The 15,636-nt window shown below is 43.5% G+C and carries 17 protein-coding genes and 1 pseudogene; 12 read left to right on the top strand and 6 right to left on the bottom strand.

All coding sequences use genetic code 11. The annotated features are described in order from the left end of the window. The 6 genes and pseudogenes from K8R76_04380 to K8R76_04405 form a co-directional block, all read left to right on the top strand. On the top strand, window positions 1–486 hold a 486-nt coding region (locus K8R76_04380), incomplete at its 5' end, for a hypothetical protein (protein ID MCD4847409.1). A gap of 212 nt (window positions 487–698) precedes the next feature. Further along, entirely contained in the window at window positions 699–1,184 is a 486-nt protein-coding gene (locus K8R76_04385; GenBank protein MCD4847410.1) for a GNAT family N-acetyltransferase, read from the top strand. A gap of 124 nt (window positions 1,185–1,308) precedes the next feature. Continuing rightward, on the top strand, window positions 1,309–1,686 hold the full coding sequence (locus K8R76_04390) for a nuclear transport factor 2 family protein (protein MCD4847411.1): 378 nt from the start codon (window positions 1,309–1,311) through the stop codon (window positions 1,684–1,686). Window positions 1,687–1,815: 129 nt separating this feature from the next. After that, a complete protein-coding gene (locus K8R76_04395) occupies window positions 1,816–2,304 on the top strand; it encodes a GNAT family N-acetyltransferase (protein MCD4847412.1) in 489 nt (162 codons plus the stop codon). A gap of 62 nt (window positions 2,305–2,366) precedes the next feature. Next, window positions 2,367–3,128, top strand: a complete 762-nt coding sequence (locus K8R76_04400; protein ID MCD4847413.1) for a GNAT family N-acetyltransferase — start codon at window positions 2,367–2,369, stop codon at window positions 3,126–3,128. A gap of 94 nt (window positions 3,129–3,222) precedes the next feature. Beyond that, window positions 3,223–4,079, top strand: a pseudogene (locus K8R76_04405) (hypothetical protein). Between the two features lie 33 nt (window positions 4,080–4,112). Here the strand turns inward: K8R76_04405 and K8R76_04410 are convergent. Both K8R76_04410 and K8R76_04415 read right to left on the bottom strand, forming a co-directional pair. Continuing rightward, entirely contained in the window at window positions 4,113–4,331 is a 219-nt protein-coding gene (locus tag K8R76_04410) for a transcriptional coactivator p15/PC4 family protein (protein MCD4847414.1), read from the bottom strand. A gap of 123 nt (window positions 4,332–4,454) precedes the next feature. After that, window positions 4,455–6,767: a vitamin B12-dependent ribonucleotide reductase gene (locus tag K8R76_04415; GenBank protein MCD4847415.1), complete on the bottom strand. Its 2,313-nt coding sequence runs from the start codon at window positions 6,765–6,767 to the stop codon at window positions 4,455–4,457. Window positions 6,768–7,144: 377 nt separating this feature from the next. On the opposite strand from K8R76_04415, the gene K8R76_04420 reads away from it, so the two are divergent. The 6 genes from K8R76_04420 (at window position 7,145) to K8R76_04445 (ending at window position 10,882) form a co-directional block, all read left to right on the top strand. Further along, window positions 7,145–7,702, top strand: coding sequence for a sigma-70 family RNA polymerase sigma factor (locus K8R76_04420; GenBank protein MCD4847416.1), 558 nt, complete (start codon window positions 7,145–7,147; stop codon window positions 7,700–7,702). 1 nt (window position 7,703) lies between these two features. Next, window positions 7,704–7,925: a zf-HC2 domain-containing protein gene (locus tag K8R76_04425; protein ID MCD4847417.1), complete on the top strand. Its 222-nt coding sequence runs from the start codon at window positions 7,704–7,706 to the stop codon at window positions 7,923–7,925. Window positions 7,926–8,128: 203 nt separating this feature from the next. After that, entirely contained in the window at window positions 8,129–8,566 is a 438-nt protein-coding gene (locus K8R76_04430) for a hypothetical protein (GenBank protein ID MCD4847418.1), read from the top strand. A gap of 63 nt (window positions 8,567–8,629) precedes the next feature. Beyond that, a complete protein-coding gene (locus K8R76_04435; GenBank protein ID MCD4847419.1) occupies window positions 8,630–9,133 on the top strand; it encodes a hypothetical protein in 504 nt (167 codons plus the stop codon). After that, on the top strand, window positions 9,133–9,915 hold the full coding sequence (locus K8R76_04440; protein MCD4847420.1) for a UDP-2,3-diacylglucosamine diphosphatase: 783 nt from the start codon (window positions 9,133–9,135) through the stop codon (window positions 9,913–9,915). Before K8R76_04435 ends, K8R76_04440 begins: the two co-directional genes overlap by 1 nt. After that, window positions 9,908–10,882, top strand: coding sequence for a glycosyltransferase family 2 protein (locus tag K8R76_04445; protein MCD4847421.1), 975 nt, complete (start codon window positions 9,908–9,910; stop codon window positions 10,880–10,882). The genes K8R76_04440 and K8R76_04445 overlap by 8 nt, the downstream gene beginning before the upstream one ends. Before the next feature lie 190 nt (window positions 10,883–11,072). On the opposite strand, the gene K8R76_04450 is transcribed toward K8R76_04445, so the two are convergent. The 4 genes from K8R76_04450 to K8R76_04465 all read right to left on the bottom strand — a co-directional run bounded on the left by K8R76_04450 (window position 11,073) and on the right by K8R76_04465 (window position 15,432). Next, window positions 11,073–11,954, bottom strand: coding sequence for a hypothetical protein (locus tag K8R76_04450; GenBank protein MCD4847422.1), 882 nt, complete (start codon window positions 11,952–11,954; stop codon window positions 11,073–11,075). Between the two features lie 229 nt (window positions 11,955–12,183). Further along, entirely contained in the window at window positions 12,184–12,915 is a 732-nt protein-coding gene (locus K8R76_04455; protein ID MCD4847423.1) for a methionine biosynthesis protein MetW, read from the bottom strand. Between the two features lie 295 nt (window positions 12,916–13,210). After that, window positions 13,211–14,362 carry a glycosyltransferase gene (locus K8R76_04460; protein ID MCD4847424.1) on the bottom strand — a complete coding sequence of 384 codons (1,152 nt, stop codon included), beginning with the start codon at window positions 14,360–14,362 and terminating at the stop codon, window positions 13,211–13,213. Beyond that, complete coding sequence (locus K8R76_04465; GenBank protein ID MCD4847425.1) at window positions 14,359–15,432, bottom strand: glycosyltransferase family 9 protein; 1,074 nt, start codon at window positions 15,430–15,432, stop codon at window positions 14,359–14,361. The genes K8R76_04460 and K8R76_04465 overlap by 4 nt, the downstream gene beginning before the upstream one ends. Window positions 15,433–15,636 lie beyond the last annotated feature (204 nt).

Genomic DNA, 15,636 nt, shown 5'->3' on the forward strand with positions numbered 1-15,636 from the left:
CTTTCCCGCCTGTCTCGCTCCGAGATGCGGTACGACACTGTGGATATGAGCGCATGCGCCATTGAAATTACCGAAGACCTTCGGCAAACAGATCCCAATAGAAAGGTAGAATTCGTTATTTCACCGAATATCTCCGCACACGGAGACGCAACGCTGCTAAAAATCGCGCTGATTAATCTTCTGTCCAACGCGTGGAAATTCACAGGCAATCACGAGCATGCCAGGATCGAAGTCGGTGTTGAGAGTATTAAAAACGATAAAGTCTACTTCGTTCGAGACGATGGAGCTGGTTTCAATATGAAATATGTTGAAAAATTGTTTGGTGTTTTTCAACGCCTGCACGGTACAACAGAATTTTCAGGCAACGGAATCGGGCTTGCTACCGTACAACGGATAATACACCGGCACGGGGGACAAATATGGGCCGAAAGTGAAGTGGAGAAGGGGGCAATCTTCTATTTCACCTTACCGAAACAGAATTCTTGAAATCGATGCGGAAACAAGTCGTTGGACACAGACACTATCTCAACTTCAATTGTCAAACAAATTGGCATCTGTCGCCAGTTCAGTTATCAACAGTACAGGTCAACTCAGCCGTTGTGCCGTGAAAATAAAGGCAATTGTTTATATGCTTCAAATTCGAGAATACTCATAAATATTATGTGAAGAATAGAAGGTCAATAAAAATGATTCAAATAGTGAAACTTGAAGATCCGTTAATTAAAAAAACCGATAAACTTGTATCAAAAGTATTTCCATTCAGAAGTTTATCAGAACGCTTAACATTCTGGGCATTTAAAAATCAGAATAATGGATTAGTGAAAATATTAATTAAATTGTTCGGTGTTTCATCTCTATCAAATTTCTGGGTTGCTATAGATGAAGATAACAATGTTGTTGGAACAACTGGAATTTATACATACATAAAGGATGAAAATGAAGCAATCTGGTTGGCATGGTTCTGTGTTGATCCCGAGCAAAGAGGGAAAGGTATTGGGAAAAAATTGATCGAGTATTCAATCAATATGGCAAGAGAATACAAGAAAAAGTATTTTCGACTTTATACTTCAAGTGATCCTAATGAAGCTGCTGCCCAAAACCTATATGATAAATATGGCTTTAAAGTGATAAAAAGGGGAAAGAAATTATTTTACACGAGAATATATAGAGAGCTTGAATTATGAAAATCCTGTCTTACGCACAACAGTAGATAAATGACTTCGCTTATGCAATGAGATCAGCAAATGTGTTTGATCAAGTCGAAATATCAAAGATGAACTTGAAATTAACCCTCAAGGAAGAGATCAAATGAATGCAAAAGAAGTTGTAACAGCATTCTGGAAAACAATTGAGAGCAATGATTTTTACATGGCAAGTGAATGGCTCTCTGAAAATTTCGAATGCTACTGGCCTCAATCATCAGAATTGATCATCGGCAGAATGAATTTCGCTTTGATAAATACTAACTATCCTGCAAACGGCACCTGGAAATATCACATTAATTCAATTGTTTGTGAGGGTAATCACGTGGTTAGTGATGTTAGTGTTACAGATGGTACAGTCAGCGCCAGAGCGATAACATTCCATACTGTAGAGAATGACTTAATCACCAAGCAAACAGAATTCTGGCCGGAAAACTATGAAGCTCCAGAGTGGCGGAGACAGTGGGTCAGGATCGTTAAGTGATTTCCATAATCAAGCCATTGACAATCGTATTCAGTCGAATAAACAAAAACAGCTCAATGCATCGTCTCGGTTCCCGCTGCGTAGAATCAGGTGCGTAAAAACATGACTGACGAACTTACAATACGAGAAATGGCATATAAAGATCCTCCGACTATTGCGAAGGCGTTCCGTGCACAGGGGTGGAATAAAACGCAGGGTCAATATGAGAAATACCATTCGCAACAAATGGAAGGTAGTCGTACTGTTCTTATCGCTGAGATGAATGGAGAATTCGCTGGCTACCTCACCATAGTCTGGGAATCAGATTATCGCCCTTTTCGTGATGCGGGTATTCCCGAAATCGTAGATTTTAATGTCCTGATGGCTCAACAGCAGAAAGGTTTCGGGACTGCCCTTATGGACAGAGCAGAAGCCTTGATAGCGGAGAGATCGAAGATCGCAGGTATTTGTGTGGGCCTGGACGCGGATTTTGGAGCGGCCCAGGTTATGTACGCCAGGCGAGGCTATATACCCGATGGCCGCGGAATACAGTATGATGGAAAGCAGCTTAAGTTCGGGGATAAAACAATTGTGGATTACAGCCTTTGCATGTGTTTCATGAAGCAGCTCAAGGAATAGACGGACACTCAGGCAAGCAGTTCCTGGCCAGGTGATAAAGAATAAAATGAGAGATGAAACCGATGATCAACTTCGATCAATATTACCATAAATACCTTGGCGTTGATACGGAACGCATGAAAGCAGGAAATCGAGTCTTTCCATGCGAGAGAAGAGCAGAATCATTTGCTTTCTTCTATGTACACCATCTGATTTCAACAGTTATTGATGGGAATGTGATATTCTCTGTTTCTCCGGAGTTTGCTCCTGCCTTTGAGATTCAACGTACAGCACTTTCAGACAACCTTGTTAATGAGGAATTACTGAAAATGATCGATGATACTTTCTTTGATTTCCTTCCGGTCCTGCTTTACAGCACCAGACTTATGATACGAATGACACTGGATAAGGGAGAATTGGTCAAACAAAAAAAGAAGATCCAGGTTAATGTTCTCTCAGAATCAGACAAGGCCAGGTTCATTTCTCGCTGGATTGTTAGAGGAAAGAAATCTATTGAATATTTGTGGGACGCAAGAGCAGAAACTATTCGTGCCGGCAGATACTTCACTGCTTTTGAGAAAGATGAAATCGCTTCTTCAGCATACATATCAGATATTGATTACCAGGGAGCAAATATTACGGTAGGAACAGGTTTAAAATTCAGGAAAAAAGGATATGGAAAAGCTGTTGTCAGCCATGCGACTGAATGGTGCTTCACGCATGGATATCGACCAATATACCTTGTAGATATTAACAACAAACCATCGATTAAACTGGCTGAGAGCCTGGGTTTCAGGGAGATGTCTCGGGAAGTTATCGTATCGTCGTACAATGAAATCCATTAATAATAATCGATTGCCAGAACGTCAAAAACGCTGCTTCGAAACATTTATATATCCACATGCTTAAGCCTGATGCAAAAAAAAAGGAGCATCAGATATGTGGTTAAAAGTTATTGTGATTGCGATTATCGTTCTGGTTTTCGTGATTACGGCAGCAATCCTCTACGGCGCGAACCGGTGGCAGTCGAACACGAAAGAACTGTATTCGAAGATGGAGGCAGCACGCTTACCGATCAGCCCTGAATCGTATTATTCACACGAATGGGATGGGCTGCCCGTTCCTGTTCAGCGGTATTTCCGCGCTGTTCTAAAAGAGGGGCAGCCATTGATTGCGGCGGTCAACCTTGAACACACTGGAACATTCAACATGAGTGAAACAGGAGAACAATGGAAGCCGTTCAAGTCGACTCAGCGCGTCATTACGCAGTGCCCGGGTTTTGTCTGGGATGCACGCATCTGTATGGTGCCGTTGCTTAACGTTTTTATCCATGATGCCTACATCGCTGGTGAGGGTGTTCTGACTGCGAAGCTGTTCGGTTTCCTGACAGTGATGGAGCAACCAGGTATTCCGGAACTGGCACAGGGAGAGCTGATGCGTTTTTTCGCTGAAGCGGTATGGTATCCCACAGCACTTCTTCCGGGTCAGGGTGTGATTTGGGAGGCAATTGATGACGCACACGCCAGTGCTACTCTTACCGACGGTATAACTACAGTAAACTGGTGTTTCAGTTTGATGCTCAGGGATTAATCAGTTCAGTTTATTCCCATGGCCGATACCGTGAAGCGGACGGAATGCAGATAATAACCCCATGGCAGGGTCGTTTCTGGAACTACGAATTACACGACGATATGCTTATACCATTTGAGGGCGAAGTGGAATGGCTGCTGCCGGAAGGACCAAAACCTTACTGGCGCGGCCATATTCAGCAAATCGAATACGAATATACGGATTAACCGCCTGATACAGGTACAACAGCCGCTATGGAATTATTTGTCTTCAATCTCATCCAGAGCTTCGCTCAGTGAATCCCGAACCTGCTCCATCAATTCAGGCGTCAATGTAATACCCTTGCGAGTGGGCTTCCAGTCGCCCTTGTCATCCATATAGTAAATCCTGGCGCCAATGTACTGATTTCCTTTGAATTCAGACAGTTCTATTCGTACCAGATCCGTACCCTTCTCGATATCCCTGATAGTTTTTTCCAATGGTTTCATCCTCTCCAAATGCTGACTCTGGTTACTCACGAAAGGCAAGTCTAATAAAAAAGAGCTTTGAAATGCAAGATCAAATAATTGCAGTGTGATAATTGGGGAGGTTCAGAGTACTGATCAACCGCACTCAGAGTAGCCACAATTCAAAGCGCAGGAAACACATCCTGATTCATACTTGAGCGGTCCTCCGCACATTGGACAGGCTCCTGCAAGGTTTTCGACTACTTCATCATCTAGTTCAGATCTGATATTCTCAGATTCTCCTCCCGTGTTCTCCACAGGTTCAAGAGATTGAATTGTACTTATTGTCTGCTCCTGAATTGAATCAGGATTTCCTTCAAGATACCATTCGATAGTCTGACCAATTGCATCAGCGCAAGAGAGTATTCTGTTTCCACCCTGCCAGACAATCCGGTGACAGCTGATCCCTGTCAGTTCTTTGACAATTGCTTCAGGTTTGATATTTGACCGCAGTGCAAGCGAAACAAGTCTGCTGATAGCTTCCGACTGACTCGCTGCGCATCCTCCGGCCTTGCCCATCTGAGAGAATATCTCTACAGGTCCGTCCGAGTCCATATTGATGGTTACGTAAAGGTTACCACAACCGGTCCGGATTCTCCTTGTGATACCGGATGTGACATCTCCCCTGTCTCTTGGACCAATCGGAATTGCAGGGAGCGGAACATCAAGCATCTGTTCTTCGGTTTCAGAACTATTCAGATTGAGAACCTGCTTATCTCTGCTCTTGTCACGGTATACAGTAACACCCTTGCAACCAAGCCGTCTGGATAATTTGAATACTTCCGCTACATCCTCGCGAGTAGCATCCTCAGGCAAATTAACTGTTTTTGAAACAGCATTATCAGTGTACTTCTGGAAAGCAGCCTGCATTCGGACATGGTAAGCAGGAGAAATATCATGAGATGTACTGAATACTCTCTGGACATCAATCGGAATTTCTTTTATTCCCTGACATGAACCTTTTTCAGTCACCAGGCTCATGATCTTCTCGGAGGCAAATCCTCTCTCCTCGGCTACTCTTGAAAATTCGGGAACAACTTCATACAGTTCATCATTCTCATCAAGAAGATTACGCCTGGTGAATGACAGTGCAAATACCGGCTCAATGCCTCCCGAACATCCAGCAAGAATACTTATGGAACCAGTAGGAGCTATTGTTGTTACAGTAGCATTTCGGAGCGGGGTCTGATGCTTTTCATCGTATACACTGCCCTTGAAATTCGGAAAAGGCCCCCGATCCTCTGCTAGATCAATACTAGCTTTTCTGCCTTTCTCTGCAATAAAACTCATCAGATCCTCAGCGAATAGAAGAGCTTCTTCTGAATCGTAAGGTATCCCCAGCTTAAACAGAAGATCAGCAAAGCCCATTACTCCAAGTCCGATTTTTCTATTTCCGGCAACCATTTCCGCTATCTCCGGCAGAGGATATTTATTCACTTCAATAACATCATCAAGAAACCTTACTGCATTCAAAACTGTTTTCTCAAGTCTGGTCCAGTTCATTGCCCAGGCTCCATCATTTCTTTGTTCCGCCATGACAGAGACGTTAACTGAACCCAGATTGCAGGCTTCGAATGGAAGAAGAGGCTGCTCACCACATGGATTCGTTGCTTCAATATCGGCAATATGAGGTGTAGGATTCGCATCATTCATTCTATCGATAAAGATGATTCCGGGTTCTCCGGAATTCCATGCTGAATCTACAATTGCATTGAAAATCTCCGTGGCATCTCTGGTTCCGGCAGTCTTACCTTCTCTGGGATTTATGATATCGTAAGTTGCTTGTCTTTCAACAGCATTCATGAATTTATCAGTAGCAGCTACCGAAAGATTGAAATTGTTCAGTTTTTTCATGTCTCGCTTAATGTTGATAAATTCATCAATATCAGGATGATCTACCCGCAAAACAGCCATATTAGCACCTCGGCGGACACCGCCCTGTTTCACCGTTTCAGTTGCCTGATCAAAAACGGTCATAAAGGATAATGGACCACTTGAAACACCTTTTGTAGACATCACAGTATCGTGTGCTGGGCGTACTTTTGAGAATGAGAAACCTGTTCCTCCACCGCTCTTGTGTATCAGAGCAGTGTTCTTAACCGCGGTGAAGATACTCTCCATGCTGTCCTCTACAGGAAGTACAAAACAGGCGGACAGCTGACCTAGAGTCGTGCCAGCGTTCATGAGTGTAGGAGAATTGGGAAGAAATTCCTTTCTTGCCATCATGTTATAAAATGATATTGCCCTCTGTTCGACATCATCATTGAACTTCTCTTCAGCTGTGGCAACAGTGGAAGCAACCCTCCACAGCATCTCTCCTGGCTCTTCCAGTATCTCTCCGGTTGCTGATCTGTTAAGGTAACGTTTTCTAAGAACCAGAATTGCATTATCGGTAAATTCAGGCTGAATTAAATCACTGGGATGAGATGCGGTTTTTCGTTCAGCAGATGCCTCTTCAGTATCAGTTCCTGCCCCTGAGAAAAGATCCTGCTGAAGACGTAACTCGTCCAACGACACCCTCCTGCCCCAAGCGGGGCTTTCAATCACAGATATTACGAATCATCTTGTGATAATCATCATTTATAGACCAAATCGAAGTTCTCAATAAAATGAGGACTTAATTTCCCGTCAAAGGATTGCTTTGACGTCAAATGTAGACTATCAATATTTTGTGCTTTTGGCAAGGGGGCACCACAACCGGTTGTGTATGTACATAACCTCTTGCCATATCTCTGGATCCTTCGCTAGTATAGAGCAAACGGATTGCAGGATAATTCTGGAGTAATATGAAAAGTGATCAAAAGCAGATATTCGAACAGGAAATACTCACTCATCTTGACAGACTATACGGGTACGCGATGCATCTATGCAGGAACAGTGACGATGCCTCAGACCTCGTACAGGATACATATCTCAGTGCTCTGAGATATGAGAAGCAATACTCCATCGGAACAAATGCGGGTGCTTGGTTGTTTACAATTATGAGAAATACGTTTTTAAACAAGATGAGATCAAAGAACAGAAGACCTGTTGGATTAGCCGGTGAATGGATTGAAGAGCTGTCTCGAAAAGATATTTCTGAACTTAGAAAACTCGGACCGGATCCGAGCGTGCAAATGCTTGATGATCTTTTAAAAGAGGATATCAGAGAAGCAATTGACAGTTTACCAAAAGAGTTCAGGGATGCGGTTGTACTGTGTGATGTTCAGGGGTTTTCATACTCGGAGATTGCTTCAATTCTTGATATTCCAATTGGTACTGTGAGATCCAGAATTCACAGGGGTAGAAGCATTCTGCGGCATTTACTTGCGGAGTGGAAGAATATTGCGAAGGAGGGAAGATAATATGACTTGTGAGGATGCTCACTCTCATATGCATGACTACATTTCCGGTGAATTAGCTCCGGAATACCATGAACCCCTGATGAATCATCTGGAGGAATGTGGCTCCTGCCGCGCACTGTTCAACCAAACTCAACTTCTTCAAACTGCTGTAAGGAATTTAATGCAATATGAAACTCCTCCCGAGCTTCAAACAGCTGTTTCCCGGATTCTTCTGGATATCTGATCATTAGCCTGCATATTTCACCAGCATTTTACTGCAGCGACGCATACAGCTGCGTCTACTTCGTTATGCTCGCACAGCCGTCCTCGATGTACTGTTCAAGTACGCCTGCGGAGTCTGCACTCACAAGCCTCGTATCCATAACTGTCTGCGACGCTTCGAAAAAAAAGCTGGTGAAAAATGCAGGTTAGAATGCTGACACGGTTATGAGGAAATCAAAACTTCCTGCCATATTCATTGCCGGCATTCTCCTTTCCACAATACCGGTCCTGTTCAGGAAACCTGCAGCAACAATTATCAGACTTGATGAAATCGCAATTCTGGCTGCAGAGGTTTCAGTGAGAGACGCGTTCTGGATGGGGGATAATACCTTCTTCAATTCGCATCTCCCTGAGCCAGGTACTGTTGCTTTCGGTTCTCATGAATATTACCCTTACCATCTCACAACAGTAAGAGATTCGGCTTCAGGTGCTGTCATGGTTATGATAACTTCCCGGCTAAGCATTCCCTCCGTCATACCTCAGAACACTTCCACTCATTCTTTTAAAGCTGCTGTTGATGATGGGAAAGTTTATGTACTCATACATGATGGTTCAGATGGATCCTGGCCAGCAAGACTCTTTTCCGTTATTAGTAATGATTGATCCAGGCAATGTTGTCCGGGTTTCATTGAGTATTATCAAGCCTATCAGTGGAGAGACGAGGACATGAAGATTTCTGTGTTACTTACAATAGTGCTTTTCCTTACCATCACACTCAACGGATGTGGTTCGGAGGAAAGCAACGCTTCTCAGGCTGAATCTATAGAACCATGTGAACCAATTACAGTGATTCTGCCAGGTAACGTGATGGAACCTGCGGGAGATACAGTATCTGTTCCGGATAGTACTTCTGTTATGCTCTATTACTGGGTACCGCTGGAAAAGTTTGAGGCAATGGAAAAAGATCTGCTTTTCCTGTCATCAGTCGATCCAACAATTCTTGTTCTGCCTGTACAGCCTGATCAGGAATCCAGGAATCATGCCCAGAGGGTTGTAAACAGCCTGGAGATTTCTCTTCCTGTTTACCTTGCGGATTCAACTCTCATGGAAGTATTCGAAGGGTCTATTCTTCCAATGACTGTTCTTTTTACTCCCGAGGGTGATCTATTTACCGCTGAAGGATTTGGAGCTCCATTACGGCTTCTTGAAAAACATCAAACGGGGATTTGATGGACTATTTCTTTTTAAGTGATGTACACATGTTCCCGGAACCGGAAGAACATCCTGGCCGGGATATATTCATCAATTTTCTGGGTTCTCTTCTGCTGAATCATGATCCCGGACAGCTCTGGATATTAGGAGATCTCTTCGATTTCTGGTTCGAGTACCGCAGTGTCATCCCCTCTGGATATGACAGGACATTATCAGCCATCAGAGGACTTTCCGACTCAGGATGGGATGTCAATTTCATGCCTGGCAACCATGATTTCTGGGTGGCTGAACACTTCTCACGGGCAACTGGCGCTTTAATCCATTCCAGGGATCATCTGGTAAGAAATTTCAACGGCAGGAATGTACTTCTTGCTCATGGAGATGGTCTTGGTCCAGGAGATACCGGATACAAGATAATGAAACCGGTCCTTCGATCCGGTCTGAGCAGATTTCTCTTCAGTCTCATTCACCCGGATATAGCAACATATCTCGCCCGTATTTTCTCGGATACCAGCAGGAGGATTCTTCGCCGGGATCTGGATTCAATACCTCCTGGAATCGAAAAGTGGGTAAAGGACAGATTCGAGGAGGATATTGATATCGTAATAACCGGTCACACACATCTGGACAGTATTCTCCACATGAAGAATGGTACCTATGTTTCTCTTGGAGACTGGCTCACGAGGTATACCTACTGCATAATCAGAAATAATAGCCCGGAACCGGAGCTTTTATCATATTCTGATGAAATATCCGCAGAGAATTCCCAGCAGGAAGAAGGAGTATCAAACGATGGATAGCAGGCTAGAGAAGATAATACCTGAAGTTTCTATCGTAATACCGGCATTCAACGAAGAAGAAAGTATCATAGAGCTTGTTGGAGAAATAACATCTCACTTCACAGATATTCCTCATGAAATCATCATTGTGGATGATGGAAGCACTGACCTTACCTGGGAGAATGTCAAACAGCTCTCTCTGGAATACCCCGTTTCAGGTCTGAGGTTCAGCAATAATCAGGGAAAAGCTGCAGCTCTCGCTGCTGGATTTCAGGAATCCAGAGGGAAGTACGTGGCAACACTTGATGCAGATCTACAGGATGATCCAACTGAGATTACCGCAATGATTCAACTCATGGAGAAGGACGGCTTCGATCTGGTCAGCGGATGGAAAAGAGATCGCAAGGATCCAACAGGCAAGACTCTCCCCTCAAAGTTTTTCAATTTCACAGTAAGACTTACCACAGGTGTCAAGTTGCATGACTTTAACTGCGGTCTTAAAGTATACACCAGGAATGTAGCGAAGAATCTGGAACTGTATGGAGAAATGCATCGATATACTCCTGTACTTGCTGCTCAACAGGGTTTTTCAGTGGGAGAGAAAATAGTACATCATCGACCCAGGAAATATGGAAAGACGAAATATGGAATGGCTCGTTTCTTCAGGGGCTACTCAGATCTTCTGACGGTCCTGTTCCTGCACAGGTATTCACATCGCCCTCTTCATTTTTTCGGTGGAATAGGAACCTTTCTCGCATTCATTGGATTTGGCATATCCGTTTATATGACAGTTCTATGGTTCAGCGGTGAATCTATTGGCCAGAGGCCTCTGCTTCTACTCGGTGTGCTTCTTCTGGTAGTTGGATTCCAGTTCATATCCCTGGGTCTCCTTGGAGAAATGTTTCTGAAACTTTTTTCCGGATCACATTACAGTATAAGAGAACGAACCGGGATAAATATCATGAAGGAAACTCAAAAAGGAGACTAGGAGCTTGTCCGATAATGTGCATTGAGCAGAAGAGCCTCGCAGCTGAGATAGAATGCTCGGAGATTTGAGGAGAATACTGGATGTATTTTACGCCAATATGCGAAGATTATAGCCAGCTGTGTAGGTTTTATGCCGATGCTTCATTGTCGGACAAGATCCTAGATAATCCTGATATGGAATCACCAGCCTGCTAATAAAATTTGATAATCCTGAGAGAACCGGAGCTGCTTCCAATATGATTGAATTTTACGAAGTAAGCACCGGATGGAACGTGATTTCCGGAATCATCAACTCCGTCCCATATTACTGCAGATGAACTTATGCCCTGGTATACCGCTTCAATACTTCTCACAGGATGCCCGGAAATATCATAGATGAGGAATGTTACATCATCAGATATCCCGGATAAATTGAATGTTACAACAGAGTGGAACGGATTAGGTTCAACGGAAACACTGAACTCATCACAGCCTGGATTCGTATCTTCAGCAACTCCAGTCTCTGGAACCGCTTGAAACCAATCCCAGTATGCGTGATACTCGCCTCCTGTCATCAAACCCACACGTCCAGAAACAGGAGCTGGGTCAATTGCTGAAAATTCCCATTGCTGTTCAGTTGACGGAACTTCAATAAGGAAAATCAGACTATCTCCCCTGCAGGTAAATGTAAGATTGTACCATACATTTGATGGGAAATTGTAGTATATGGAATTGTATTTGGTGCTGACATTTCCGTTGTATACTCGTCGAATCCTTGCTACATCATGATCCGGTGAAACATAAGCACATACACCGTTATTCGGATCATACATGCGAGCTGCAACTCCGCAAACGTGAACAGCTTGAGTTCTTGTAGTCACAACGCAATCCTCAAACTCCACATATTCGGGAGCCAGCAATGCTGCGCAACTGGCAGTATGATAAGCATGAACCATGGAATCAGCAGCAACCCATTTACCGAGAAGGCAGGAAACCTGCCAGTCACTTATATCATTATCAGAGAAATCGTCATAAAATCCGAGTACAGTTGAGAAAACAGCAAGAATAAGAATAAGGTATACTGATAAACGCATAATAATGAAACCTCCTATCCATATTCAGTATATATGGATGAAAGAACCTTGTCAATAATGTTAAAATTGGCCGGCTTGAGTTTGAGGAGATTGGTCATGAAAGATACCTGGTTGCCTGTTTTCTCGTCTGAAACAACTTTTACAGCAACTATAACTGGTGATGAGATTCGCACTGCATGATTGCTCAGTGTGACATTTATGATACCGGAGAATCAATGATGTAAAGCTTTTATACAGGGGGGAAACGGAAAATTACATCACTTGCCCATAGAGAAGGCCATCTGGCGTATGCATTGAATAACTTAACCTTGCCGCGAGCACCTATGATCTCCGGCTTCCCGAATCCTAACCAATCTGTCCAGTCGATAAAATCTCTGACTGTCCAATAGCGTATGTGCTCCCGAACATCAGTGATATATGTGAGAGGAAACCGTCCGAACAGCATTCGAAGGCGATGGGCAATGTAGCCAAGGTTGGGAATGGCTACATAGAGACCCTTCCTGAATCTGCCACGAAGATTAAGCATAAGCGTTTCTGTGTTGTGGACATGCTCTGCAACACCGAATACGATGATATGGTCATATTGACATTCAAGGCCGCTGGCCGGTTCAGTCAGATCCAGGAAGATCGTTTTAAAACCTTTTGCTGAAACCTGTTCCAGTGCTGTCATTGAAATATCAAGCCCGGTTCCCTCTATTGACCTCGCTTCTCTAAGATGATCAAGCGTTTCTCCGGTTCCGCAACCTATATCGAGAACGGAATCACCTCTGTCCAGAAATCGCTCTATCATTCGAGCTCTTCGAAGTGTCGGTTCAATGACCACATCAGTGTCAATCCTGTCACGCCAGTAATCATTGTAATCGAGATCAAAACTACCTTTACTGGCAGGAAACGGCATTGTGCCGAATACTTCCTGAAGCACGCTTCGTCCCTTTTCACCTGGCCGCTTCGAATCAGACACTCTGTTCCTTCCCTGAATCAGACATCAATGGTTTAGAATGACAGCAACATATCTTCTTATAGGATAGAGGATTAACATGTTCTGGATCGCAGTCAGATTCATGATGTCCTTGCTAGTGCATTCTATGATAATATCTAAGATAGTATTATAAGCAATTGAAAAATGAGGTGTCTACGTGCAAAGCCGGTATCGACAAAGATGTCTGCAGACAGCTGTATGCTTTAATAAGTTGGATGATCTTACGGGCTAAGGATATACACTACAAAATATCATTAACGCCTGGCTTTACTATGTATTACTCGGTTGTTAGAGCAAGAATCGCTGATGCCAGATTATTCCAGGAGTATTTGTGCTTTTCCTCAGCAATTCCTTCAGCTAATCCAGATGCAAAATCTTCATCAAAAAACCGGATTACGGCATCTGCCAGCTTCACCGCATCTTTAGGGGGAACAAGAAATCCAGTTAAGCCATCGTGTACTACTTCGGGCAATCCACCAACTTCTGTTGTTACCACTGGCAGATCGTAATTGTAGGCTATCTGAATAATACCGCTCTGAGTTGCTGATAGATACGGAAGCACGAGGAGATCTGATGCAATGAAATAGTCCTCTACTTTATTGTCAGGAACGAAGCCGATATCGAACGATATTATATCTTCGGCACCTGAATTCTTAATTCTGTCGTAATAAGGCGCACTGTCTCCGTAAACATCCCCAACTATCAACACTCTGATCCCATTACCATATTTGGCTTTCAGAACGGGACATGCGTCAATTAAATAGTCAACTCCCTTGTACGGCTTGATGAATCCGAAGAACAGAATAACCTTGATATCTGCTGGAAGTCCCAGGTCTCTCCTGGTTTCACTTCTACTTTTTCTTTCCACGCCGGGTTCACCGAAGTCATAAACTGGATGTGGAATCAACCTGATCCTATCCTTGTTAACCCCCGGCAGTACAGAAAGAAGATCGCTCTTCACATTCTCTGACTGTGCTATGAACCCATAACCCTGATTTAATGCAACTTTTCCCAGTATACGGCTGAAAGGCTGTTTTTCATGTGGTATAACGTTATCAAGTATATAGATAGTCCTGATATCGGTGTATCGATTGAGAAGATAAGCAACTGCCGCATAACCGAGTGCAAAGAAAGGCAACCAGTACTTCATTATTACTGATTCAGGATTCTCTTTTCGGATATCCCTGTAAGTCCTGTACCAGCTTACGGGGGACCATGGTACAAATCGTGGACTGTTCTCCATTATGATCCAGGAGGCAACTTCCCCAAGCTGATCCGATCCTGGAAACAAAAACCGTGGATACTGCTTCTTAAATGAAGACCAGTATAGTTCATTTCCTTCTTTCTTGAGTTCTCTTGCCAGCATCCCAAGATATGTAACGATACCTCCCCGGAATGGTGGAGCTGGACCAAGAATGCAGATTTTCATTTCGAACTCAGCAGACAGTTTATGGCTTCCAGCACGGTATCGGGCATCAGTGTTTCCATGCAAAAGCTCTTATTCGTACATTTGGGTTGGAAGAAGCATGTGCATTTCTGTTCGGGAGCAAGAATAACTCCCCTCCCGTATAGTTCAAATTCATGAGGATTGAAGATATTGTTAAACAGAACAAGCTTTTTCTTCAGACCGATCGCTATATGCATAGCCATTGTAACCGCAGTGACTACTACCTTACATCTATCCATAACTGAAATGAACTCATTCAGTGAGAAGTAACCTGGATAGTATGCATCTGTTATCCTCGAAATCCTGGAATTCTTCTCATCTTCTTCTGGTCCACCAAGAAGCATGACCCTGTTCCCATGATTAAGAAGAAGTCGGGTCAGATCAACCCAGTATTTCTCAGGCCATAATCTGCTGGTCCATCTGCTTCCACATCCAGTATTCAATCCTATAACAGGCCCTGTGCCGGGAATCTCCAGATCCACTTGAGTATCCGGTGGGTCCAGGATGTACTCCTCCCCATGAAACTCATAGCCACACATGGCCATCGTTTCTTCAACATAGGATAGCGTATTCTTCATGTTTGAATCATCGAATAAACCTGTAATGAACTTGTCCTTTGCTGCTCCTTCATCACATGGACTGCAGATACCACTGTCATCAAGAATAAAACCCAGCTTCCGCCCGGCGTTTATCTCTTTCGCCAGAGCACAGGCTTCTCTGTCTTTATCAAGATTTATAAGAAGATCAAAGTACGTGTTTCTCAACCATAGTATTGATTCAGGTGAAAACGATAAAGGATCATCTATGATTGAAGGGAGAAGGTCAGTGTACTTGCTGAGCCATGTAATCCTATGAGAGGAATAATCCTTTTTTAAAGGTTCCAGAATGGGTGTGGTTCTGATCACATCACCGGCAGCAGCCAGCTTGATTATCAGAATTCGACCATCTGCTTTCAGATACTCCGGGCACGAACTGCAATGATATCCATGTAGTTTGTGTGGTTTGCACGGTATGTGTCCATGGAAATGAATGCAATCAGTTTTTATCATCATACTGGAGGTCCCTTCCAAAGTTCGCTGCGAAGTGAATTTGATCAGTTGCCTTCAAACAAGCTGTATCATCGCTTTCGTTGTAGTATATATATATTTGTTTATTGAATGTTACATACTCTGTTTTTAATATTGAACCAATCCTGAACAGGCAGAATTATCGTAGCCTGAAAACTCGATTCATATTCAAAAGATAGGGAGACAGTT

It is taken from the genome of Candidatus Aegiribacteria sp., assembly GCA_021108435.1.
In the GTDB taxonomy this organism is placed as follows: domain Bacteria; phylum Fermentibacterota; class Fermentibacteria; order Fermentibacterales; family JCC-6; genus Aegiribacteria.